The organism is Brucella daejeonensis (assembly GCF_014199265.1).
GTDB lineage: Bacteria > Pseudomonadota > Alphaproteobacteria > Rhizobiales > Rhizobiaceae > Brucella > Brucella daejeonensis.
On sequence record NZ_JACIJG010000007.1, the window covers coordinates 90054 to 110037 of the forward strand.

The following is a 19984-nucleotide window of genomic DNA, read 5'->3' on the forward strand; positions in this document are numbered from 1 at the left end:
CTGATCCAGTCAGTCTGCGTTCAGCATGTCGTTGCCGATCCGCGACAGCAGGATGACGGCCTGGGTACGGCTATCGACACCGAGTTTTTGCAGCACCGCCGAGACATGCGCCTTGACCGTTGCTTCCGAAACGCCGAGTTCATAGGCGATCTGCTTGTTCAGCAAGCCTTCCGCAAGCATGGTCAACACGCGCGTCTGCTGCGGCGTCAATGTGCGCAACCGGACAATGAGCGCTTCGATTTCCGGGTCCTGCGGATGATCCAGTTCGATATCGTCGGGCGTCCACACCTCGCCTGCCAGCACGGCCCGGACCGCCTCGCCAATGGTTTCCATGCTCGCGGACTTGGAAATAAAGCCGGAAGCGCCAAGCTCGACCGCATGGCGAATGGTCGTAGCATCGTCGGTTGCCGAAACGATGATGATGGGGAGAGCCGGCTGGAGGGCCTTCAGCGTCACCAGACCGGAAAGGCCGCTTCCTCCCGGCATCGTCAGGTCCAGTAGAAGAAGATCGATATCTTCCTTCTCGCCGACCAGTTTCTTGACAGCGTTGAAATCACCGGCCTCGATAATTTCCACATCTTGCGACTGCCCCGACAGGACCTGCCGGAGTGCGCCCCGGAAAAGCGGGTGATCGTCAGCGATAATGAAATGCATGTGCCTCGCGCGCCATTGTTACAGGTCTCCTCCCCTCGCGGTGCAGGCTGTTCAGCCAATTATTTCGTTTTATGCCGATTTTCGGGCCGGGCAACCAAAAATAACGTTGCTAACCTTTTTCGCGAATTCCATTGCCGCCATCTGGCCGCATTCTATGCTAGGGTCAAAAACAACATAAGAGCACCTCCACCATCGAGTTGGAAGGGAGACAAAGGCATTTCATGACGCGCAACACGCTTTACCCAGAAATCGAACCGTTCAAGGAAGAGATGCTGCAGGTTTCTCCGCTGCATCGCATCCATGTCGAACAGTGCGGCAATCCCGACGGCAAGCCGGTCATCATGATTCACGGCGGACCGGGCGGCGGCATCACGCCGACGATGCGCCGCCTGCACGACCCGGAACGCTACCGCATCATCCTGTTCGATCAGCGCGGTTGCGGACGCTCGACCCCTCACGCGGAACTGCGCGAAAATACCACGTGGGACCTTGTTGCCGATATGGAGCATATCCGCACGCATCTCGGTATCGAGAAGTGGCAGGTGTTCGGCGGCTCCTGGGGTTCGACGCTGGGCCTCGCCTATGCCGAAACACACCCCGACCACGTGGCCGAACTCATCCTGCGCGGCATTTTCATGGTGCGTCGCTTCGAAGTCGACTGGATGTATTCCAACGGGGCGAGCATTATTTTCCCCGATCATTTCGAGGCTTATCAGGAACACATTCCGGAAGCCGAACGCAGCGACATGATTGCAGCCTATTACAAGCGGTTGACCGATCGCGATCCGCAAATCCAGCTCGAAGCCGCCCGCCGCTGGGCGCGCTGGGAAGGCTCCGTGATTTCGCTTCTTCCCGATCCCTCCCGTGTCGATGCGTTTGGCGAAGACCAATATGCCATCGCCTTCGCGCGTATCGAATGCCACTATTTCCAGAATCGCGGCTTCCTCGAAAGCGACGACCAGCTTTTGCGCAATGTCGAGCGCATCCGGCATATTCCCGGCGTGATCGTCCATGGCCGCTACGATATCTGCACACCGTTCATCAATGCGTGGCAGTTGAAGAAAATGTGGCCGGAAGCCGATCTGAAAATCGTTGAAGACAGCGGACATGCCGTTACCGAACCGGGCATTACCCATGAGCTGATCGAAGCCACGAAACGTTTCGCCCATTAGAAAAAGGCGCCCAAGGGCGCCTTTTTCTAATCCAGACTACATCTTCCCGCCCGGCTCGGCCCCGTCAGCCGGGCTTTCGGGTTCGCTGTCGAAGCTTTTGGCTATATCCATGAAACGCCGCATGAAGCGTTCCATATAACTCATGGATTGTTCGAATTCCTGTTCGGTCGGCAAGCCGGACGCGGTGCTTCCGCCCTTGCCTTCCAGCACGGCGACCTGGTCTTCGAGCTTCTTCACCCTGTCCTGCAAATCCGCGAGGTCGTTCTCGTAGGCCTCGCGATCCTCGGTAGCCATCTTGCAGACAAACTGTCCCTGCTGTTCGGTGCAAGTCGAGATCGCGCCCGTCCGCGTATCCAGACGCACATAGCCGGTCTCGGTTCCTTCGAGACGATAGCGGCCATTCTCCTGCGCCAACGCGCCGGTTGCGGCAAAGGCCGCGCCGAAGAAAACAATTGCTGCCAGACTGCGGACCGCAAGTGTGTTTGTGCTCAACATGACTTCGTTTCCTTCGGCTTCCATTTTCATCCTCCCCATCATATGGGAGCTTTGCGACGAAAATCGAACGCCGGATGTTTATATTGATGCACGTCTTTATCCCGAAACCGGTTCCTGCTTTCGGAGACATGCTTCAGGGACTTTGATTTCCCAAGGAATTCAGTCTAGAGGTCAACCATGACCAACACGATCATCTACAAGATCGCTCCACGCGAACTGTGGACGCAAGCGGAAGAAGCTGGAACCTTTACTGGCGCGCCCGTGGATATTGCCGATGGCTTCATCCACTTCTCGACGGCGGAACAGGTACGGGAAACGGCGGCGAAGCATTTTGCAGGTCAGTCAGACCTGTTCCTTGTCAGTGTCGATGCAGCCGTTCTCGGCGCAGCGCTGAAATTTGAGGTCTCGCGTGGCGGGGCGCTCTTTCCTCATCTCTATGGCGAATTGCCGCTTGCCGCGGTTCTCAAAGTCGAGCCATTACCGCTCGGCAACGATGGTCTCCATGTTTTTCCGGAGCTGAAAGATAAATGAGCGGGCTTTTTGAAACTCTCGGCCGGCGCGCGCTTTTCGCATTCGATGCGGAACAGGCCCATGGTTTTTCCATCACCGCGCTGAAGACGGGCATGGTGACCTGCAATCGTCCCGACGATCCCGCGCTTTCCGTCAAGGTTGCCGGTTTGCAGTTCCCCAATCCGGTCGGCATGGCCGCCGGCTACGACAAGAATGCCGAAGTGCCGGACGCCCTGCTGAAAATCGGCTTCGGCTTCACGGAAGTCGGTACGATCACACCGCGACCGCAGAGCGGAAATCCGCGCCCGCGTATCTTTCGCCTCATCGAAGACAACGCGGTGATCAACCGCCTGGGCTTCAACAATGAAGGTCACGACGCGGCGTTCAAGCGCCTGTCGCAGCGCGCGGGCAAGAGCGGCATCGTCGGTGTCAATATCGGCGCCAACAAGGATGCAGAAGACCGCATCGCGGACTATGTAGCGGGTATTCGGCGCTTTTATCAGCTTGCGCGTTATTTCACGGTCAACATCTCGTCGCCCAATACGCCGGGCCTACGCAACCTTCAGGCTCGCGACAGCCTGCACGAATTGCTCAGCCGTGTATTGGAAGCCCGCGACGAAGAAGGCCGGATGTGCACGCTCAAGCGGCCCGTTTTCCTCAAGATCGCCCCCGATCTGTCCGATGAGGAGCTGGACGATATTGCGGCAGAGGCCACCGAGCAGAAGCTCGACGGCATCATCGTGTCCAATACGACGCTGTCGCGTACCGGTTTGAAAAACGCAGACAACCGGGACGAAGCGGGCGGACTGTCCGGGGCACCGCTTTTCGAACGCTCGACCATCGTTCTGGCGCGAATGCGCGAACGCGTCGGCCCGGACACGCCGCTGATCGGCGTGGGCGGGATCGATAGTGCCGAAACCGCTTTGACCAAGATCAGGGCCGGTGCCGATCTGGTGCAACTCTATACCGGCATGATCTATCGCGGACCGGGACTGGCTACGGAAATCCTGCGCGGACTGTCCGCTACCGTCAAACGCGAAGGCGTTTCCAGCATTGCAGAACTGCGCGACCGTGACACACGGGATTGGGCGACACGCACACTTCCAGCCTGACGCGCCGTAGCCTGTCAGGCAAATTCCATGCGATAACGCCGCGGCAGGATTGCCAGAAGCGTGATGCCGCGGATCGACAGGAACAGGTTGATCGCAAGCCAAAGCCCGTGGTTGCCCATCGCGGGCTTTGCCGCATAAAGTACGGTCAGAAAGAAGGCCAGCGACAGGAACATCATGTTGCGCATGTCGCGGGACCAGGTCGCGCCGATATAGACGCCATCCATATGGAAGGCCAGCAGCCCGGTAATACCCGTCAGCGCGGCCCAGGGCAGATATTTCAAAGCCTCGGCGTGGACATCTTCGGCCTTCGACAGAAGACCGATAATCGCGTCACCGAAAACCAGCAGGCAGAAGGCGACGATGCCCGCCATCACCAGCCCCCACATGAAAGTAAGTTTCGTTCCCCGCAGGAAGGCGGGGCTGTAGCGCGCGCCGATCGACCGCCCGACGATCTGTTCGGCCGCCGCCGCCATGCCGTCGAGGAAAAAGCCGGCGACAAGGAAGAAATTCATCAGAACGGCATTGGCGGCGAGCGTTACCGCCCCAAGATCCGAGCCTGCGCGCGTGAAGAACGCGAAAGCCGTCAGAAGCAAAAACGAGCGGATCATGATATCGCGGTTGACCGCGAACATCCGCAAAATTCCTTCCTTCTGGAATATGCGCGCGCGGTCGGGACGGATGGTCGCATCCTTGCGGAAATGTCGCAGCACCACGAACATGCCGACAAGGGCCGCGACCGTCTCGCCGGTCACGGTCGCCCAGGCGACACCGGTGACACCCCAGCCAAGCTCCAGCCCCAGAATGATGCAAAGAACGATATTGATACCGTTCAACAGCACTTGCAGGCCAAGACCGACAATGCCCTGCCCGCGCCCGAGAACCAGCCCGAGGATGGAATAGTTGACGAGTGCAACCGGAGCCGACAGCATTCGGATCGAAACATAGGTCGCCAGCGCTTCCTGCGTGGCCGATGTCGGATGCATGAAACCCGACGAAACAGCAATGATGAGCGGCAGCCCCAGGATCATCAGGCCGCCTGCGATCACGGCGATGGTGATCGCTCGCCAGAAAATGGCCTGTTCTTCGACGGCATCTTCCGCGCCCACCGCCTGCGCGACGAGACCGGTCGTTCCCGAACGCAGGAAATTGAACATCGACAGCAGGAAGTCAAAGACCAACGCTCCGATGGCCAGACCGCCGATCAGCTCGGCCTGTCCCATCTGGCCGACGACGCCCATATCGACAAGCCCCAGAAGCGGAGTGGTAATCGCTGCAAGCGTCATCGGTATGGCGATCAGCATCACCATGCGATGCGTCACATCGAACGGCCTTACTGCGCCCCCGGCACGATGCAGCGACTGATCCATTTGCAATTTTCCTGAACGATCATCTTATCAAACCAAAATGATCTACTCTGGAATCAATCGAAACGACAGAGAATTCGGCCACCGCATTGCCGCAATTCCTGACAGCCAACCGTCAGGAGAAGCCGCTACCGAGTTCACAGGCCCAGCATCATCGCCCAATAGATATAGGTTGGCTTGCTCTCCGGTGTCGCCCAGGCAAGACCATAGTGTTCGAAGGTCGGGTCGAGCATGTTCCCGCGGTGACCGGGGGATTTCATCCAGGCGTCGAAAACCGCCTGCGTATCTTTTTGACCCGAGGCCACATTTTCTGCCGCAGGTCCCCGGATGCCCGCCTTGCGCAAGCGCGCCACGAAACCGTTGCCCCAGCCGACGCTGTGCCCGATCTTTCCATGACTGGCCATGCGCTTCGCCTGATAGAGCGCGGCCTGTTCCAGCCTTGTATCGGTCGCCATCATCGGCAGGCCGTGGGCCTTGCGAATGGCGTTGAATATATCGGTGGGGTCGTTACTTCCCGCGGCAAAAGCCATATCCGGCCCCATCGCCGATATTGCCACGGCTCCCCCGGCGAAAATCAGGAAACCCCGCCGGGAAAGCGTAAACCCATGTTTGTGCTGCATTGCCTGCCTGAGCTGTCTGACTGTCTGCTTCGATTATCGCGTTACGGTCATTTCCGGTAGCTGAGAATACGGAGCAAAATAAAGGCGGGAATGACGACAGCCGCACCGAGAATGAGGTAATCGACAAAGCCGGCAATCGCCGAGAAACCCATGTTCCACAGGCGCAGAACGAAATCGCGGATGCCGTAAACAATGTCATAAGGCGTCCAGTGAAAGGCGCTCATCACAACGCCCACGACCAGCGAGATCAGCACCAGCTTGATCAGGACACGAGCGGGCGTATCGCCAAGAAAACGGTTCACACCATCCGACATGCAAATCTCCTGCATCTAAAGCGTGTCGCGTCCAATCATACTCAGGCGACACGCTTTAAGTTTTTGTTTTGACGCATGTCTTTATCCCGAAACCGGTTCCCACTTTCGGGAGACATGCTTTAGAGCGGTTCCAGTTAGAACGGGGACATTGAAACCGCTTCATAACTTTGCCGAGAAAGCTCTCGATCCCGTCAAAGCGGCAGATTCATCGCGCAAGAAATAGGCTGTCTCCGTGGTCTTCGCAAGTTCCGCTACCGCTGCTTGCGATATTCCCTCGGGGGCTTCTGCTTTTGGCGCGAGAACGACCGGTTCATGCTGCGCGTGTCCGTGAAGCCGCTTGCGACAGCGACTTCCAGCAATGACAGGCCGGTTTCGGAGAGAAGTTCCTTTGCCTTTTTAACGCGCAGTTCCTCACGAACCTCGAACGCAGTGCGTTCCAGCGCAAGTTTGAAGCCCCGCTCCATCTGCCGGACGGAAATCCCCAGCCTGCGCGCAACGTCGATCATCGGCAGCGGGTCTTCCAGCGTTTCCTCGAAAATGCGGATTGCCTTGCGGATCATGGGCGAACGGACGCCGTTGAAGCTCAGGGCCGGCTGCTCTGACCGCACGAGTTCATAAGGGATCATGAGGATGGATGCGCTCTTGCGCGCCAGTTCCTCTGAAATCTCGTTCTGGATGATGGAAAGCGCCAGCGACGCCGCGCCAAGCCCCCCTGCACAGGTATAATGACGCCCGCTGCGGTGAAAGAGACTGGTCGTATCCGCCCTGTAACCATCGAACAGGTCGATAAAATCGTCGCGATGGAACCAGCTTACGCAGCAATTGCGGTCTTCGAGTATCCTGGCTTCAGCCAGCAGAAAAGCGGCGGTGCACAGCCCCACCACTGTCTTGCCGCGCTTGTCCGCGCGCTTGATGAGATCGACCAGGGCCTGCTGGCGGGGGCGATACTGCGCAAGCAGACCGCCGACCACCGCCACATAATCGCAGTCGTCAAGCTCGCCCATAGGGGCTGTCGGCTCGATGACCATGCCTGAGCTGGATGTTACGGGGTCACCGGAAAGCGTGCAGATTTTCCACGCACAGCGTATCTGGCGGCTCTTGTCACGGTCGTCGGCTGCGAGACGAAACGGGTCGAGGAACAGGCTAAGCGCCGTCAGGGTAAAGCCTGGCAGCGCAACGATGCCCACCGAAAGACGGCGCGGCGGCACGTCGGATTCCGCATCCGTTTTTTTAATCAGGTCCTGTCGCTGTCCATTCGTCACCGATACCGCCTCCTCCGTTGGCATTATATGTTTGGGGGAGCGGTTATTACAATCAGCGGAAATGCTTGGAAAGCTTGAGTTGCTGCGCCTGATAATTGGAGCCGAGATCGAGCCCGTAAAGCGCCTTCGGACGGTGCAGCATATGCTCATATACGAGGCGTCCAACGATCTGGCCGTGCTCCAGAATGAACGGAACTTCGTGGCTGCGCACTTCCAGAACGGCGCGGCTACCGGTACCGCCAGCCGCGCTGTGGCCGAAACCCGGATCGAAGAAACCGGCATAATGAACGCGGAATTCACCGACCAGCGGATCGAATGGCGTCATTTCGGCGGCATAGAGCGGCGGCACGTGCACCGCCTCGCGCGAGACGAGGATATAAAATTCATCCGGATCGAGCACCAGTTCGCGCGCGCCGCGATCATAAATCGGCTCCCAGAAGTCGAGGACGTCATGCGCGGCCCGCTTGTCCACATCGACGACAGCCGTATGATGCTTGCCGCGATAACCCACCAGCCGGTCGGGCCCGCCGGTCAAATCCACGGAAAGCGCAATGCCGCCGCCCGAAATATTCGGCATTTCGGCAGCGACCAGCGTTTCGTCCTTGTGCAGCGCGGCAAGCTCGGCTTCGTCAAGCTGGGCACGGCCCTTGCGGAAACGTATCTGCGACAGGCGCGAGCCAGTGCGCACCACAATCGGGAACGTCCTCGGGCTTACCTCCAGATAGAGCGGACCGTTATAGCCGGCAGGCACCTTGTCGAATTCCTGCGCCCCATCGGCAATCACCCGCGTGAAGATGTCGAGACGGCCCGTCGAGCTTTTCGGATTGGCCGAGGCGGACAGATCGGGCGAAAGTGCCAGGCTTTCGAGCAACGGCACGATATAGACGCAGCCTGTCTCCAGAACCGCACCGGCCGTCAGGTCGATTTCATGCAGTTTCAGCCGCTCCAGCTTGTCGATGACCGGCGTTCCGGGGCCGGGCATGAACGAAGCGCGGACACGATAGGCTTTTGCGCCCAGCCGAAGGTCGAGGCTCGCAGGCTGAATCTGATCGGGGTCCAGCGATCTGGGCGAGGCAAGCAAACCGCTTTCGAACAGCGCGGCAATATCCGCATCTGCCAGAATTCCCGCATCTCTTTTCACCATCAACCCGATACTCCATAGCCTAGGCGTTACTTGACAAAGACCATTGACCACTCCCGGCCCCAATGCCAAGCCTTGCAGGTGTCGAAAGCCATGTTTTCCGCAAGAATCGCAGTTCCGAGCGCCCTGCTGGAACGCGCTTTTCCCAAAAACTGGTTATTCCGGCATTGACGGCCCTGCTTAACAGGCATAATGGAAAAAGTGTCCCGTGGTGATTTGGCCGGCCGGCTTGCAGCCACGTTAAAGAATTCGCTAAAAAAGGCCGCGGTTCGTTACCGGCCTTTTGCGTCTTCGCAAGGCCGGTTTTTTATTGGCCGCCGAGGCTTTGCTTCCGCCCCGGCCGACCAGCTTTCGACAGGTTGGAAAAATGACGACTGAGAATAATCGCAAGTTTCGCCCCGCAACCGAACTCGTGCACGCCGGATCGCTCCGGTCGGGTTTTGCCGAAATGTCGGAAGCGATGTTTTTGACGCAAGGCTTCCTCTACCCCAGCGCGGAAGCCGCCGAAGCACGCTTCAAGGGCGAAGATCCGGGTTTCATCTATTCGCGTTACGCCAACCCGACGACCGATATGTTTGAAAAGCGCATGTGTGCGCTGGAAGGCGCGGAAGAAGCGCGCGCCACGGCTTCCGGCATGGCTGCGGTTGCCGCTGCCATCCTGTGCCAGGTACAGGCGGGCGATCATGTGATTTCCGCTCGCGCGGTCTTCGGCTCGTGCCGTTACATCGTCGAGACCATCCTGCCGAAATACGGCGTCGAAATCTCGATCATCGACGGCTCCGATATCGCCAACTGGAAGGCTGCGGTTCGTCCGAACACCAAGGTCTTGTTCCTTGAAAGCCCGTCGAACCCGACGCTGGAAATCATCGACATTGCCGCCGTGGCCGAGGTCGCCAATGAAGCGGGCGCCAAGCTGATCGTGGATAATGTCTTCGCCACGCCGCTTTTCCAGAAGCCGCTGGAACTGGGCGCGCATATCGTCGTCTATTCCGCGACCAAGCATATTGACGGCCAGGGGCGCTGCCTCGGTGGCGTGGTGCTTTCGGACCGCGAGTGGATCGAAAACACGCTGCAGGATTATTTCCGCCACACAGGCCCCGGTCTCAGCCCCTTCAATGCATGGATCATGCTGAAGGGGCTCGAAACGCTTGCCGTGCGCGTGCGCCAGCAGACCTTGTCCGCAACTGCGGTAGCCGATTTCCTCGCTGGCAGGGCGGGCGTAAAACGCGTGATCTATCCGGGCCGGGCCGATCACCCGCAGGCGGACATCATAGCCAGACAGATGACAGGCGGCTCAACGCTCATCGCCCTTGAACTGGAGGGCGGCAAGGACGCTGCGTTCAGGTTCCAGAATGCGCTGCGTGTCTTCAGCATTTCCAACAATCTGGGTGACGCAAAAAGCCTCATTACGCATCCGGCCACGACCACACACAAGAACCTTTCCGATGAAGCAAAGGCCGAACTTGGCATATCGGACGGCCTGCTGCGCATCTCGCTCGGTCTCGAAGACACGGACGATCTTGTAGAGGACATGGAAGAGGCCTTGAAGGCCGCGCGTTAGGATCGGATTATACTCTGAAGCAATTCCGTCGATCCCGCAGGATAGACGGATTAGCGATGCTCAAAGGCCGCAATTGCCGGAACATTTCGGCAATTGCCTTATATTTGCTGCCCCAATTATTGACCTGCCTCGCAACTTTCGCGATAGGTGAGTGACGGAGGTTTCGGTAATGCAAGCGCCGAAGCCGCCTGACTACAAGAGAAACAGGCGCTGTGGCGGGCGACTTCGCCTGATTGCGCAGCGTGTCAGGGCCGATGCGATTTTCGAAAGCGGGTATGCATGTATAGAGCGGTAACGCGAGGGATCGAAATCACGGTTGAGCCCTTTTACCTGGAAGACCAGTCCGAGCCCGAAGAAAACCGTTATGTCTGGGGCTATCGTATAACCATTGCGAATAATTCTGCGGAGATCGTGCAGCTTCGTTCGCGCTACTGGCAGATCACCGATGGAAACGGCTATGTCGAGGAAGTGCGCGGCACCGGAGTGGTGGGCGAACAGCCGACGCTGGAACCGGGCGATTCATTCCAGTATTCCTCCGGCTGCCCGCTCACGACAACGTCGGGCGTCATGGTGGGACGCTATGAGATGCAAGGCGCGGGCGGAAACCTGTTCGAAGTGGACATTCCCGCCTTTTCGCTCGATATTCCCGAGCAGAGACGGACGCTGAATTAACTCTACAGTTACATTCTTCTCGCCGCAGCCTGACGAATCTGCAACTGTAGTGTTAGGGTCGAAACCTGATCAGGTTTCGACACCGGAGCATTGCGCATCAAAGCAGCTCTCACGGAGCCTTAACGATCAGGACTTGCGGCCAAATTCGGCGGGATCGAACTCATAGGTCTTTGAGCAGAACTCGCAGGTTACGGCAATCTTGCCGTTCTCGATGCTGTCCTCGATCTCTTCGGCCGTGAAGCCTGACAGAACGCCGGAAATCTTCTCGCGGGAACACGAACATTCGTCCAGTACAGGTACCGGATCATAGACGCGCACGCCGCGTTCATGGAAAAGGCGATAGAGCAGTCGTTCCGACCCGACCTGCGGGTCGGTCAGTTCCGAGCTTTCAATGGTTCCGACCAGCGAACGGGCCTCGTCCCAGGCGTCATCCTCGGGGTGGAAGACCACCTCGCTGTCACCGTCGCCGCCCGGCAGATCGGGCAGACGTGCGCGCAGCTCGGATTCAGGCAGGAACTGGATGATCAACCCGCCGGCACGCCATTGTTCGACAGGCTTGCCGTCCTCGCCGCGCTCGATCAGCTTGGCGACGCTGAGTTTAAGGTCGGTCGGAATCTGTTCAGACTGACGGAAATAGGTCGCGGCAATTTCTTCCAGCGTCGATCCGTCGAGCGCAACGATACCCTGATAGCGCTGGGTGTAGGCACCCTGATCCACGGTCAGGGCAAGCGTTCCCCGTCCAAGCAGTTCCTCCGGCCTGGTCTTGTGCGCTGCAATTGCGTCCTTCAAACGCTCCCCGTCAAAGCGGGCATAGGCGCGCACCGACCGGGGCGTACGGAAATCCACGACCAGCATGTCGACCGGGCCATCAGACTGGGTCTGAAGAATGAACTTGCCGTCGAACTTGAGCGAAGTACCGAGCAGGACAGTCAGAACCGCCGCCTCGCCGAGAAGGCGGGCGACTTCATCCGGATAGTCATGCCGTTTTAGAATGGCGTCGATGCTCGCGCCAAGCTGAACGGCACGGCCGCGCACGTCCAGCCCCTCCACCTGGAAGGGCAGGACGGCATCGTCGCCTGCGAAATCGAAGTCACCCAGATTGACCGGTATGTTTCCGACTTCGGTATGCTCATTGCTGGTCTTGTCAGCCAATTTATGCTCCAGAATTGCGGCCTTGCAGACACCACGCCAGAATGGCTTTCTGGGCATGGAGCCTGTTTTCCGCTTCATCGAATACGACCGACTGCGGTCCATCGATCACTTCGTCCGTCACTTCCTCGCCGCGATGCGCGGGCAGGCAGTGCATGAAAAGCGCCCTGGGATCAGCTTTCGCCATCAGCCGCGCATTGACCTGATAAGGCATGAAAACGTTGTGGCCGCGGGCATGGTCTTCCTGCCCCATGGAAACCCAGGTGTCGGTCACGATGCAATCCGCACCCTGCGCCGCCTTTTCCGGGTCCACGGTGGACATGATGCCAGCGCCGTTCGCTTTCGCCCAATCGATATATTGCGACTTGGGTTCGCTGCCTTCCGGCGTTGCGATATTGACGTTGAAGTCAAAACGCGCCGCAGCCTCGACCAGCGAATGGAGAACGTTGTTGCCGTCCCCCATCCAGGCGAAAGTCTTGCCCTGGATCGAGCCGCGATGTTCCTCATATGTAAGAACGTCGGCCATGATCTGACAAGGGTGCGTGTCGTCCGTCAGCGCATTGATGACCGGAACGGTCGCATATTCGGCCAGTTCCAGCATACGGTCATGCGATGTGGTGCGGATCATGATCGCATCGACATAGCGCGAGAGGACCTTGGCCGTATCGGCAATGGTCTCGCTGCGCCCAAGCTGCATTTCCGAACCCGTCAGCATGATGGTCTCGCCGCCGAGCTGACGCATCCCGACATCGAAGGAAACCCGCGTACGCGTGGACGGTTTCTCGAAGATCATTGCCAGCACCTTGCCGGCGTATGGCTTCTCGATCTCCCCGGCCTTCAGGCGCGCCTTGCGCGCTTTCGCATCGTCCAGAATGGAGCGAAGCTCGGAAGCCGGGACGGTGGACAGGTCGATGAAGTGTTTGATGCCGTTATCGTTCGCCATGATATTATGCCGTCTTGCTGATCGGATTTGCTACGGAAAGCCGCTCAACGGCCGTTTCGATACGCTTCAGCGCCTCACGCGCCTCATCGGGCGTCGTAACCAATGGCGGCAGAAGGCGCACGACATTGTCGCCCGCTCCCACGCTGAGCAAATGCTCATCGCGCAGGGCCTGGATCAGGCTCGTATTTGGCACAACGCATTTGATCCCCATCAAAAGGCCGCGTCCGCGAATTTCGGAAACCACATCCGGGAAACGATCTATGATGGATGCGAGGCCCTGCTTCAGGACGAGCGCGGTCGCCTGAACGTTTTCGATGAAACCGTCAGCGAGAACGACGTCCAGGACTGCGTTGCCCACGGCCATGCCGAGCGGGTTGCCGCCGTAGGTCGTACCGTGCACGCCCGCCGTCATGCCCTTGGCCGCTTCCGCCGTGGCAAGACACGCGCCGATGGGGAAACCACCGCCGATACCCTTGGCGACAGCCATGATGTCCGGCTCGATAGCGGCCCATTCATGGGCGAACAGCTTGCCTGTGCGACCGACACCGGTCTGAACTTCATCAAGAATGAGCAGCAGGCCTTTTTCATCGCAGATCTGGCGGAGAAGACGAAGGAACTCTTCGGGGAAGGCACGCAAACCGCCTTCGCCCTGAATGGGCTCCAGAAGGAAACCTGCCGTTTCATCGGTAATAGCGGCGCGCAGCGCGGCCTCATCGCCAAACGGCACCTGATCGAAACCCTCGACCTTGGGGCCGAAACCTTCCAGATATTTGGCCTGGCCACCGGCGGCAATCGTCGCCAGCGTACGGCCATGGAAGGCGCCTTCGAAGGTGACGATACGGAAACGTTCGGGATGACCGTTCACATAATGATAGCGGCGCGCGGTCTTGATCGCGCATTCCAGAGCCTCGGCGCCGGAATTGGTGAAGAACACCTTGTCGGCAAAGGTATTCTCGACCAGACGGCGCCCCAGCTTTTCCTGGACCGGAATTTCATAGACGTTGGAAAGATGCCAGAGCTTTTCCGCTTGGCTTTTCAGCGTTTCCACCAGATGCGGATGCGAATGGCCAAGCGAATTCACGGCAATGCCGGCAGCGAAGTCAAGGTAGCGTTCACCGGTTTCGGTAATAAGCCAGATCCCCTCACCTCGCTCGAAGCGCAGAGCCGCACGATTGTAGGTGTCGTAAAGCGGTTGCACGGTCGTCGCGTCGGTCATTGCAGTCAGGCCTCCAAAGCCCCTTAAATCCAGCCGCCCGGCCAAGCCGGTCATGCTGCGTTTCCCATATTGTTTGCCGGAGCGTCCGAAATGGTTCCCACGTTTCGGAATGCGCTTCGGTTCCAGGCTTCCCTTTGCCGCCAGGTAAAGCAGCCCGGTAGAAATAAAAAACCGCCCTCGGGGCGGCACATTTATCACCGGCGTATATTGGCGTTCACAGAAAAAATGTCAATCAAAGCAGATGCGGTTTGTCGCCCCTGTTTCCGCATGGGTTCATGCATTTTGGCACCGGATCGGAACCTGTCGTCCAGAGATGGCTTTACCTCGACGCCAATACTATATAGAGAAAGCCCGTTCCCCGACAGGGAGCGCCTATGGTTCCCCTTATCGGTTTGCCGGCAATTATATCCTGACTGAAAACAATCCGGTTTTATCGACCGGGATATTATTGCGACCAAAACCGGGTCCCAGACCAAAGAAAAACCGTCTTTGGTGCCCAAGTTGGGGAAAACCATAAAAATGGAATCCGCCTGACAAAGCTATCCCTTGTCATGGAGTCGCTGGTTATTGTAGTTTCCCTTTAAAGAAAAAAGCTACATTTCGTACGACGGACCTAGTCACCCGGATAGATATGGTGTTCGTGCTTGGAGTAATCCGAGAGCGCCGATGGATTCCGGATAACGAAAATGATTGGAGCCCAGGGCGATGAACTGGACAGACGAACGCGTTGAACTACTGAAGAAACTGTGGAGCGAAGGCTTGAGCGCAAGCCAGATCGCCGCGCAGCTTGGTGGTGTCAGCCGCAATGCAGTTATCGGCAAAGTGCACCGTTTGAAGCTTTCTGGCCGTGGCAAGACCACGACGGCTGCGCCTCGCAGCAAGAAGGTCAACACGGTAGCCGCAGCGCCGCGTCCCGCGGCACAGCATTCGACTGGCGCACATACGACGACCATACGCACGGCCAACGTCACGAAGACCGTGGGCGCAACCGCGCTCCAGGTGGATTACGCCGTGGATGTCGTGGCGGAAACGGTGGTCAAGCCCGCTTCCGACGTGGTGGTGCCGATTTCCCGCAGGCTATCGCTGCTGCAACTGAGCGAGCGCACCTGCAAATGGCCGATCGGCGATCCGCTGAACGAAGACTTCCATTTCTGCGGCAATGAATCGGGTGAATCGAGCCCATATTGCAGCTACCATTCGCGTCTGGCTTTCCAGCCCACGGCAGAACGTCGTCGCGCGCGCTGATACGCGGATAAGAATTTTACAGAGGCCCTGGAACGTCCACGTTCCGGGGTCTTTTGTTTGGCAGCATCTATTTCAGCACAGATTGATATACAGCAAGCGTACGGTCAGCGATCCCGCTCCAGCTATAATCCCGTGCAATCCGGTCGATCAGGTCCTGCGACTGGTCAGGAGACAGCGGCCTGTCAATCTTCCCGCGCATGGCATCCTTGAGAGCCTCAATATCGCCGAGGGGAAAATAACTGTCCTTCGAAAGACCGACCTCGATATTGGCCGTGATGTCGCTCGCAAGCACGTTCAACCCGTACCCCATCGCCTCCAGAAGCGCGATGGGCATACCTTCGTGGCTGGAAGGCAGGACAAACAGCGCCGCCTGACTGAACACGGCAGAAAGTTCCTCGCCCCGGAGCGCGCCGGTCAACACCACACCCGGCACGGCTTCCGCCCGTGCCCTGACCGTGGCGGCGTATTCGGCCGTATATTCCGCCGACCCGATCAAGGCGAGTTTCAGGGATGGATCGGAGAGTTTTGCAAAAGCCTCGATCAGATCGAGCTGGCGCTTTTCAGGAACGATCCGCGCCACAAGGGCAATATAGCGTCCGGGGGAGAGATCGTATTTTTCAAGCCACACCCGGTCATGCGATGCGGGGCGCAATGTGACCCCGTTCGGAATGAATGTGACCGGCACATCGTAGCGTTGCTGCATGGTCTGCGCGATGTCGTTGGAAACGGCGATACGCGCATTTGCAAAACGCATCCCGCACCATTCTCCCAGTTTGAGCATCGTCCGCGCCAGACGGCCCCATTTCTGGCGGTTATAATCGAAACCATGGTGGGTCACGACCGTCGGCAATCCGAAAAGACGGGCCAATGGGGTTGCCAGTGCCGGTCCGATCGCGTGGATATGCAGAACATCCGGTCTTTTTATTCCCGCGCGCAGGATGCCGATGACCGTATGGATGATCGCCTCGAATTTCATCGATGTAGGGGCCCAGACCGGCGTTACCTGAATGCCTTCCCAGACATAGGGCTGCTTCCTGTCCAGATAGGGACTACGTCCGACAACCTCGACGTCCCAGCCCTTCGCGATATAGAGCCGGGCCAGTTCCTCGACGTGTTTTTCCACTCCGCCCTGAACGTTGGGCACACCGCGCAGGCCGAGCATCATGACGCGGGGTCGCTTGCCTTTGTCGGCCATCATAGCGCTCCCAGTTCGGCGTAGAGTTCCAGCGTCCGGTTTCTATAGGCCTGAGGCGAAAATTCGCTCGCGGCCCACAGGCGTCCGGCGCTTCCCAATTTGCGCCGCGCCTGCGGCGTCAATCCGGCCAGTTCACTGAGGACACGTGCAAGATCGGCCGCATCCGCGCTGCGCGCCACCGCCCCGGTTTCACCTTCGATGATCATTTCAGGAATACCGCCTATATCCGCTCCGATTACTGGCACTCCAAGCGCATAGGCTTCCAATATGCTGATCGGTGCGTTTTCGTACCATTCGGATGGCAGAACGAGCGCCCTGGCCTCCCCGATGAGCCGGTGCAGCCGCTCCCCGGAAACATAGCCCGCAAAGGTAACATCGCCACCGGTTTCGGCGGCAATGGCCCTCAGCGTCTCTTCTTCCGGTCCGGTGCCGGCGATAACCAGTTTCTGGCCCGCGATAGCCGCCGCGCGAATGAGCGTGCCGATACCCTTTTCAGGCGCTAGCCTTCCGACATAGGCGAAATAATCGCCTTCATCGTCATAGGGTTTCAGATCGTCGGTATGGGCGAAGTTCGGAATATAAACCAGCTTTTCCTCGGGCCAGCCCCATTCGACAAGCTTGGCAATATAAAAGCGGCTCGGCACGACAACACGGTCCAGCGTATTGCGGTAAAGACCCAGAGTGCGGTGAATGGCCGTCTCGACGAAGACCAGACCGCTCAAGGCAGCAGAATCCTTGATGCATTTGCGGACAGCCACATTGTAAATGCGGCCGCCTTTGCAGCGCTCGCATATCTGGTCGTGCGACAGCATCTTGTAAGCCGGACAGGCGAGTTTCAGGTCATGGGCCGTCATCACCGTCGGGACACCCGCTTCCTTCAGGACCGGGAAAATCGACGGCGACAGGTGATGGTAGATATTATGCGCGTGGGCGATGTTGGGCCGGAAGCGTTCGATCAGCGCCTTGATCCGGTTCCGTGCTTCCCATGAATAGATGATCTTTCCCGCCTGCACGACCTTCGTCAGCGGGCTGCTCTCGCGACCATATTCGATTTCCGACACGAAATAGGAAGACCAGTCGGAGGCGAAATTATCCGGGTGCTGCATGGCGAACGGCGCCGTCTGCCAGCCGATTTCAGAAAAAAGCCTGATATGATCGAGAAAGACCGCCTCGGCGCCGCCTCGGCGATAAAAGTAATTGTTGATCGCCAGAAGGCGATGCTCCCTGTTGTCTGCGGATGTCAAGCGGCACCTCGCTGCGCGCCAAGATGGGCCAGCGCCTCGCGAATGGAAAGGACCATCGCGCCACTTTCCACCGCGCGCGATACGAGATGCTCGAATGTCTCGGGCTTGCAGCCGAACTCAGTCGGCGTGTTGCTGACATCATGCGTGTAGAAAACAAGCCAACCGGGATTGGCTTGCAGGTCCTCGATCCACCGTGTCTGACCTGCCGCCAGCTCATCAGGCTGCCTGATTTCGACCGCCTGCAAAAAAGCAAGGTCGATCATGCCGCGATTGACGCGGTTGCCACCGCCGCGGCAGGTCGCGAAGCGATCCGCGAAGAGCCGCCGCGTCGCGACCGACGAAGCGCAATAGGGATAGGCAAAGTTGCGCTGTGCGACGCGATCTGTCTCCAGTGTGTCGAGGTAACCTGTGTTGCGATCGAGATCGGAAACGATCCGCTGCGCGCCTGTGTAAGGCACTTTCAGATGGTCGTAGGTATGGCATCCCAGCTCGTGGCCTTGTTCGACCAGCCTCCGGCAGCCGTCCTCCGTGATCAGATTGCGATTATCTTCTTTCGTGCCGACGAGACTGCCGGAAATATAGAAGGTTCCGTGCAGGCCATGTTTATCGAGAATTGCCGCTCCGGCGCTTTCTGCCGTATCCGGCACGTCATCGAATGTAAAACTGATGATGCGGTCGCTCTTCGGCAGGCTGAAAGGACGCAGCGGAAATCTCCGGCTGATACTGTCGTTCAGTCGGGTCGCATACCATTCCAGACGCCGGCGCGCCCTGTCTAGACTACCTGTTTCCACCAATGCCCCAGCCCCCCAAAAGCTGTTTCAGACAAGCTTTGCCTTTGCCTGCAATCGCAGCCCAAAGACGGCGACCATTATACAGAACCACAATGGACTACCGTTCTGGAAGAAACTGCTTTCCATACAAGACGTATATAATCCGTAAAGCCAAAGCCGAATATAAAGTAGCGTCAATATAGGATCGTTATCTGTGTTTTCTGCTTCCCTGATATACCGAAGCGGCAAGATCATTATCCAGACGAGTGTCAGAATTAATCCCGGAACGCCAGCATTGATCATCATATCCAGAAACGAATTATGCGCGTTAAACGCCGCAACCGCCCAGCTTGCTCCGCCCCCTCCGGCATAAACCATCTCCGGCGTCTTCCAGAACGAGTCGAGCCCGTATCCAAAGAACGGTTTCGCCCCGATGGCAGAGAATGCCAGTTTCCAGATATCGGACCGATTCGTGAAACTCGCGTCGATGCCGAAGCTCTCGACAAGCTCTCGCAATGGATCGACCACCGCGGAACCGACGGTGATGATATTGAAAGCCGCGATACCGGCAATCGCAATAAATGGCCGAGTCCATCGCAACCGCACGAAAACGAGCGATACTATCGCAATGAAGGGCAACATGGCCGTTGACGTCTTGCCGCCCGTATGGAGAACGAAGAACACGCACAGCCCCACGATGAGCAGCCCGGTTTTGGGTAATCCAGCCTTCCGTATGTAAAGACCGACGAAGGCGAGCAGCACGAGTGAAGCGGCAGCGGCGTTCTTATGCGGATAATGCCCGCGCCAGGCACCTGCAAGCATCGGCTCGATGACTTCGGTGGCCTGATGAATGCCGCGCTGCGGCATGAAAATCACGCCGAAATAGGCGAAGCCCAGCGTCAATAGCGATCCGATCGCCAACAGCCGCGCCATTTGACGTTCTGACTGCGGGAGCATCAGAAAAACGCTCGCATTGAAGGCGGTCAGGATGGACAGAACAACCTTTTTCTCCGCGATCATGGGATGAGCGGACAGAAGCGCGGTCGCGAAGAGCCAGAAGAAGATCAGGCAGATCAGAACGCGCGGCTGCATGATCCCACTGCGCAACGAACCGTTGAACGCACAGACCAGAAAGCCACCTGTCAGGAAAAGCGTGACCAGTTGGTTCAAGGCGTTGGAAACGCCCGCTTGCGGCGCCACGCCGGTCACGGCACCGACATTCGGATAAGGATTGGTCCCTATCCAGACAAACAGGAACATGCCCAGAAAAAGAAGCGCGCCTACAGCGGACGATACCTGCTGCTGCGTCTGTTCACGGTAATATGCCGATATTTCAGCCACAGTC

Annotated in this window: 20 protein-coding genes and 1 riboswitch; of the genes, 6 read left to right on the forward strand and 14 right to left on the reverse strand. The window is 58.1% G+C overall.

Translation table 11 applies throughout. The annotated features are described in order from the left end of the window. Positions 1-9: 9 nt before the first annotated feature. On the reverse strand, positions 10-654 hold the full coding sequence (locus FHS76_RS10805; RefSeq protein WP_183651995.1) for a response regulator transcription factor: 645 nt from the start codon (positions 652-654) through the stop codon (positions 10-12). 221 nt (positions 655-875) lie between these two features. On the opposite strand from FHS76_RS10805, the gene pip reads away from it, so the two are divergent. After that, complete coding sequence (pip, locus tag FHS76_RS10810) at positions 876-1826, forward strand: prolyl aminopeptidase (RefSeq protein ID WP_183651998.1); 951 nt, start codon at positions 876-878, stop codon at positions 1824-1826. Between the two features lie 36 nt (positions 1827-1862). Here the strand turns inward: pip and FHS76_RS10815 are convergent, their stop codons facing one another. Beyond that, positions 1863-2321, reverse strand: coding sequence for a hypothetical protein (locus FHS76_RS10815; protein ID WP_183652001.1), 459 nt, complete (start codon positions 2319-2321; stop codon positions 1863-1865). A 177-nt stretch (positions 2322-2498) separates the two neighbouring features. Here FHS76_RS10815 and FHS76_RS10820 point away from each other — a divergent pair, with 177 nt between their 5' ends. Together FHS76_RS10820 and FHS76_RS10825 are read left to right on the forward strand one after the other, a co-directional pair. Further along, positions 2499-2852, forward strand: coding sequence for a DUF952 domain-containing protein (locus FHS76_RS10820; protein ID WP_183652004.1), 354 nt, complete (start codon positions 2499-2501; stop codon positions 2850-2852). Beyond that, the gene (locus FHS76_RS10825; RefSeq protein ID WP_183652007.1) at positions 2849-3943 is read left to right on the forward strand and encodes a quinone-dependent dihydroorotate dehydrogenase; all 1095 of its coding nucleotides are present in this window, start codon (positions 2849-2851) and stop codon (positions 3941-3943) included. The genes FHS76_RS10820 and FHS76_RS10825 overlap by 4 nt, the downstream gene beginning before the upstream one ends. A 14-nt stretch (positions 3944-3957) precedes the next feature. Here FHS76_RS10825 and FHS76_RS10830 read toward each other — a convergent pair whose 3' ends face one another. The 5 genes from FHS76_RS10830 to FHS76_RS10850 all read right to left on the reverse strand — a co-directional run bounded on the left by FHS76_RS10830 (position 3958) and on the right by FHS76_RS10850 (position 8647). After that, complete coding sequence (locus FHS76_RS10830; protein ID WP_183652010.1) at positions 3958-5310, reverse strand: MATE family efflux transporter; 1353 nt, start codon at positions 5308-5310, stop codon at positions 3958-3960. Positions 5311-5444: 134 nt separating this feature from the next. Next, positions 5445-5927 (reverse strand): CAP domain-containing protein, encoded by a 483-nt coding sequence (locus tag FHS76_RS10835; RefSeq protein ID WP_183652013.1) that lies wholly within the window; start codon positions 5925-5927, stop codon positions 5445-5447. 47 nt (positions 5928-5974) lie between these two features. Next, entirely contained in the window at positions 5975-6241 is a 267-nt protein-coding gene (locus FHS76_RS10840) for a DUF6460 domain-containing protein (protein ID WP_183652017.1), read from the reverse strand. A gap of 251 nt (positions 6242-6492) precedes the next feature. After that, positions 6493-7503: a GlxA family transcriptional regulator gene (locus FHS76_RS10845; RefSeq protein ID WP_183652019.1), complete on the reverse strand. Its 1011-nt coding sequence runs from the start codon at positions 7501-7503 to the stop codon at positions 6493-6495. A 52-nt stretch (positions 7504-7555) separates the two neighbouring features. Then, positions 7556-8647: a 2'-deoxycytidine 5'-triphosphate deaminase gene (locus tag FHS76_RS10850; protein ID WP_183652022.1), complete on the reverse strand. Its 1092-nt coding sequence runs from the start codon at positions 8645-8647 to the stop codon at positions 7556-7558. Between the two features lie 195 nt (positions 8648-8842). After that, a riboswitch (SAM riboswitch) is annotated at positions 8843-8922 on the forward strand. Positions 8923-9011: 89 nt separating this feature from the next. Here FHS76_RS10850 and FHS76_RS10855 point away from each other — a divergent pair. Then, complete coding sequence (locus FHS76_RS10855) at positions 9012-10205, forward strand: O-succinylhomoserine sulfhydrylase (RefSeq protein ID WP_183652025.1); 1194 nt, start codon at positions 9012-9014, stop codon at positions 10203-10205. Positions 10206-10484: 279 nt separating this feature from the next. Then, positions 10485-10877: a Co2+/Mg2+ efflux protein ApaG gene (gene apaG, locus FHS76_RS10860; protein WP_183652028.1), complete on the forward strand. Its 393-nt coding sequence runs from the start codon at positions 10485-10487 to the stop codon at positions 10875-10877. A 126-nt stretch (positions 10878-11003) separates the two neighbouring features. On the opposite strand, the gene FHS76_RS10865 is transcribed toward apaG, so the two are convergent. Genes FHS76_RS10865 through FHS76_RS10875 form a run of 3 tightly spaced genes read right to left on the reverse strand, consistent with a single transcriptional unit; the run spans position 11004 to position 14185 of the window. Next, positions 11004-12029, reverse strand: coding sequence for an Hsp33 family molecular chaperone (locus FHS76_RS10865; protein ID WP_183652031.1), 1026 nt, complete (start codon positions 12027-12029; stop codon positions 11004-11006). 1 nt (position 12030) lies between these two features. Further along, positions 12031-12969: an ornithine carbamoyltransferase gene (argF, locus tag FHS76_RS10870; RefSeq protein WP_183652034.1), complete on the reverse strand. Its 939-nt coding sequence runs from the start codon at positions 12967-12969 to the stop codon at positions 12031-12033. A 4-nt stretch (positions 12970-12973) separates the two neighbouring features. Continuing rightward, the gene (locus FHS76_RS10875; RefSeq protein ID WP_183652359.1) at positions 12974-14185 is read right to left on the reverse strand and encodes an aspartate aminotransferase family protein; all 1212 of its coding nucleotides are present in this window, start codon (positions 14183-14185) and stop codon (positions 12974-12976) included. Between the two features lie 705 nt (positions 14186-14890). Here FHS76_RS10875 and FHS76_RS10880 point away from each other — a divergent pair. Then, positions 14891-15430 carry a GcrA family cell cycle regulator gene (locus FHS76_RS10880; protein WP_183652037.1) on the forward strand — a complete coding sequence of 180 codons (540 nt, stop codon included), beginning with the start codon at positions 14891-14893 and terminating at the stop codon, positions 15428-15430. A gap of 67 nt (positions 15431-15497) precedes the next feature. On the opposite strand, the gene FHS76_RS10885 is transcribed toward FHS76_RS10880, so the two are convergent. The 4 genes from FHS76_RS10885 to FHS76_RS10900 are packed head-to-tail and all read right to left on the reverse strand — an operon-like array spanning position 15498 to position 19980. After that, positions 15498-16625, reverse strand: a complete 1128-nt coding sequence (locus FHS76_RS10885; protein ID WP_183652040.1) for a glycosyltransferase family 4 protein — start codon at positions 16623-16625, stop codon at positions 15498-15500. Further along, positions 16625-17869, reverse strand: a complete 1245-nt coding sequence (locus tag FHS76_RS10890) for a glycosyltransferase family 4 protein (protein ID WP_183652043.1) — start codon at positions 17867-17869, stop codon at positions 16625-16627. Before FHS76_RS10890 ends, FHS76_RS10885 begins: the two co-directional genes overlap by 1 nt. Continuing rightward, on the reverse strand, positions 17866-18660 hold the full coding sequence (locus FHS76_RS10895; RefSeq protein ID WP_328700474.1) for a polysaccharide deacetylase family protein: 795 nt from the start codon (positions 18658-18660) through the stop codon (positions 17866-17868). The genes FHS76_RS10890 and FHS76_RS10895 overlap by 4 nt, the downstream gene beginning before the upstream one ends. Before the next feature lie 27 nt (positions 18661-18687). Then, on the reverse strand, positions 18688-19980 hold the full coding sequence (locus tag FHS76_RS10900) for an O-antigen ligase family protein (RefSeq protein ID WP_328700475.1): 1293 nt from the start codon (positions 19978-19980) through the stop codon (positions 18688-18690). Between the last annotated feature and the right edge of the window lie 4 nt (positions 19981-19984).

What these genes read in the sequence shown, in the direction of transcription:
- FHS76_RS10805 (WP_183651995.1), bottom strand. Translation starts at nt 654, where the DNA reads ATGCATTTCATTATCGCTGACGATCACCCGCTTTTCCGGGGCGCACTC.
- pip (WP_183651998.1), top strand. Translation starts at nt 876, where the DNA reads ATGACGCGCAACACGCTTTACCCAGAAATCGAACCGTTCAAGGAAGAG.
- FHS76_RS10815 (WP_183652001.1), bottom strand. Translation starts at nt 2,321, where the DNA reads ATGTTGAGCACAAACACACTTGCGGTCCGCAGTCTGGCAGCAATTGTT.
- FHS76_RS10820 (WP_183652004.1), top strand. Translation starts at nt 2,499, where the DNA reads ATGACCAACACGATCATCTACAAGATCGCTCCACGCGAACTGTGGACG.
- FHS76_RS10825 (WP_183652007.1), top strand. Translation starts at nt 2,849, where the DNA reads ATGAGCGGGCTTTTTGAAACTCTCGGCCGGCGCGCGCTTTTCGCATTC.
- FHS76_RS10830 (WP_183652010.1), bottom strand. Translation starts at nt 5,310, where the DNA reads ATGGATCAGTCGCTGCATCGTGCCGGGGGCGCAGTAAGGCCGTTCGAT.
- FHS76_RS10835 (WP_183652013.1), bottom strand. Translation starts at nt 5,927, where the DNA reads ATGCAGCACAAACATGGGTTTACGCTTTCCCGGCGGGGTTTCCTGATT.
- FHS76_RS10840 (WP_183652017.1), bottom strand. Translation starts at nt 6,241, where the DNA reads ATGTCGGATGGTGTGAACCGTTTTCTTGGCGATACGCCCGCTCGTGTC.
- FHS76_RS10850 (WP_183652022.1), bottom strand. Translation starts at nt 8,647, where the DNA reads ATGGTGAAAAGAGATGCGGGAATTCTGGCAGATGCGGATATTGCCGCG.
- FHS76_RS10855 (WP_183652025.1), top strand. Translation starts at nt 9,012, where the DNA reads ATGACGACTGAGAATAATCGCAAGTTTCGCCCCGCAACCGAACTCGTG.
- apaG (WP_183652028.1), top strand. Translation starts at nt 10,485, where the DNA reads ATGTATAGAGCGGTAACGCGAGGGATCGAAATCACGGTTGAGCCCTTT.
- argF (WP_183652034.1), bottom strand. Translation starts at nt 12,969, where the DNA reads ATGGCGAACGATAACGGCATCAAACACTTCATCGACCTGTCCACCGTC.
- FHS76_RS10875 (WP_183652359.1), bottom strand. Translation starts at nt 14,185, where the DNA reads ATGACCGACGCGACGACCGTGCAACCGCTTTACGACACCTACAATCGT.
- FHS76_RS10880 (WP_183652037.1), top strand. Translation starts at nt 14,891, where the DNA reads ATGAACTGGACAGACGAACGCGTTGAACTACTGAAGAAACTGTGGAGC.
- FHS76_RS10885 (WP_183652040.1), bottom strand. Translation starts at nt 16,625, where the DNA reads ATGGCCGACAAAGGCAAGCGACCCCGCGTCATGATGCTCGGCCTGCGC.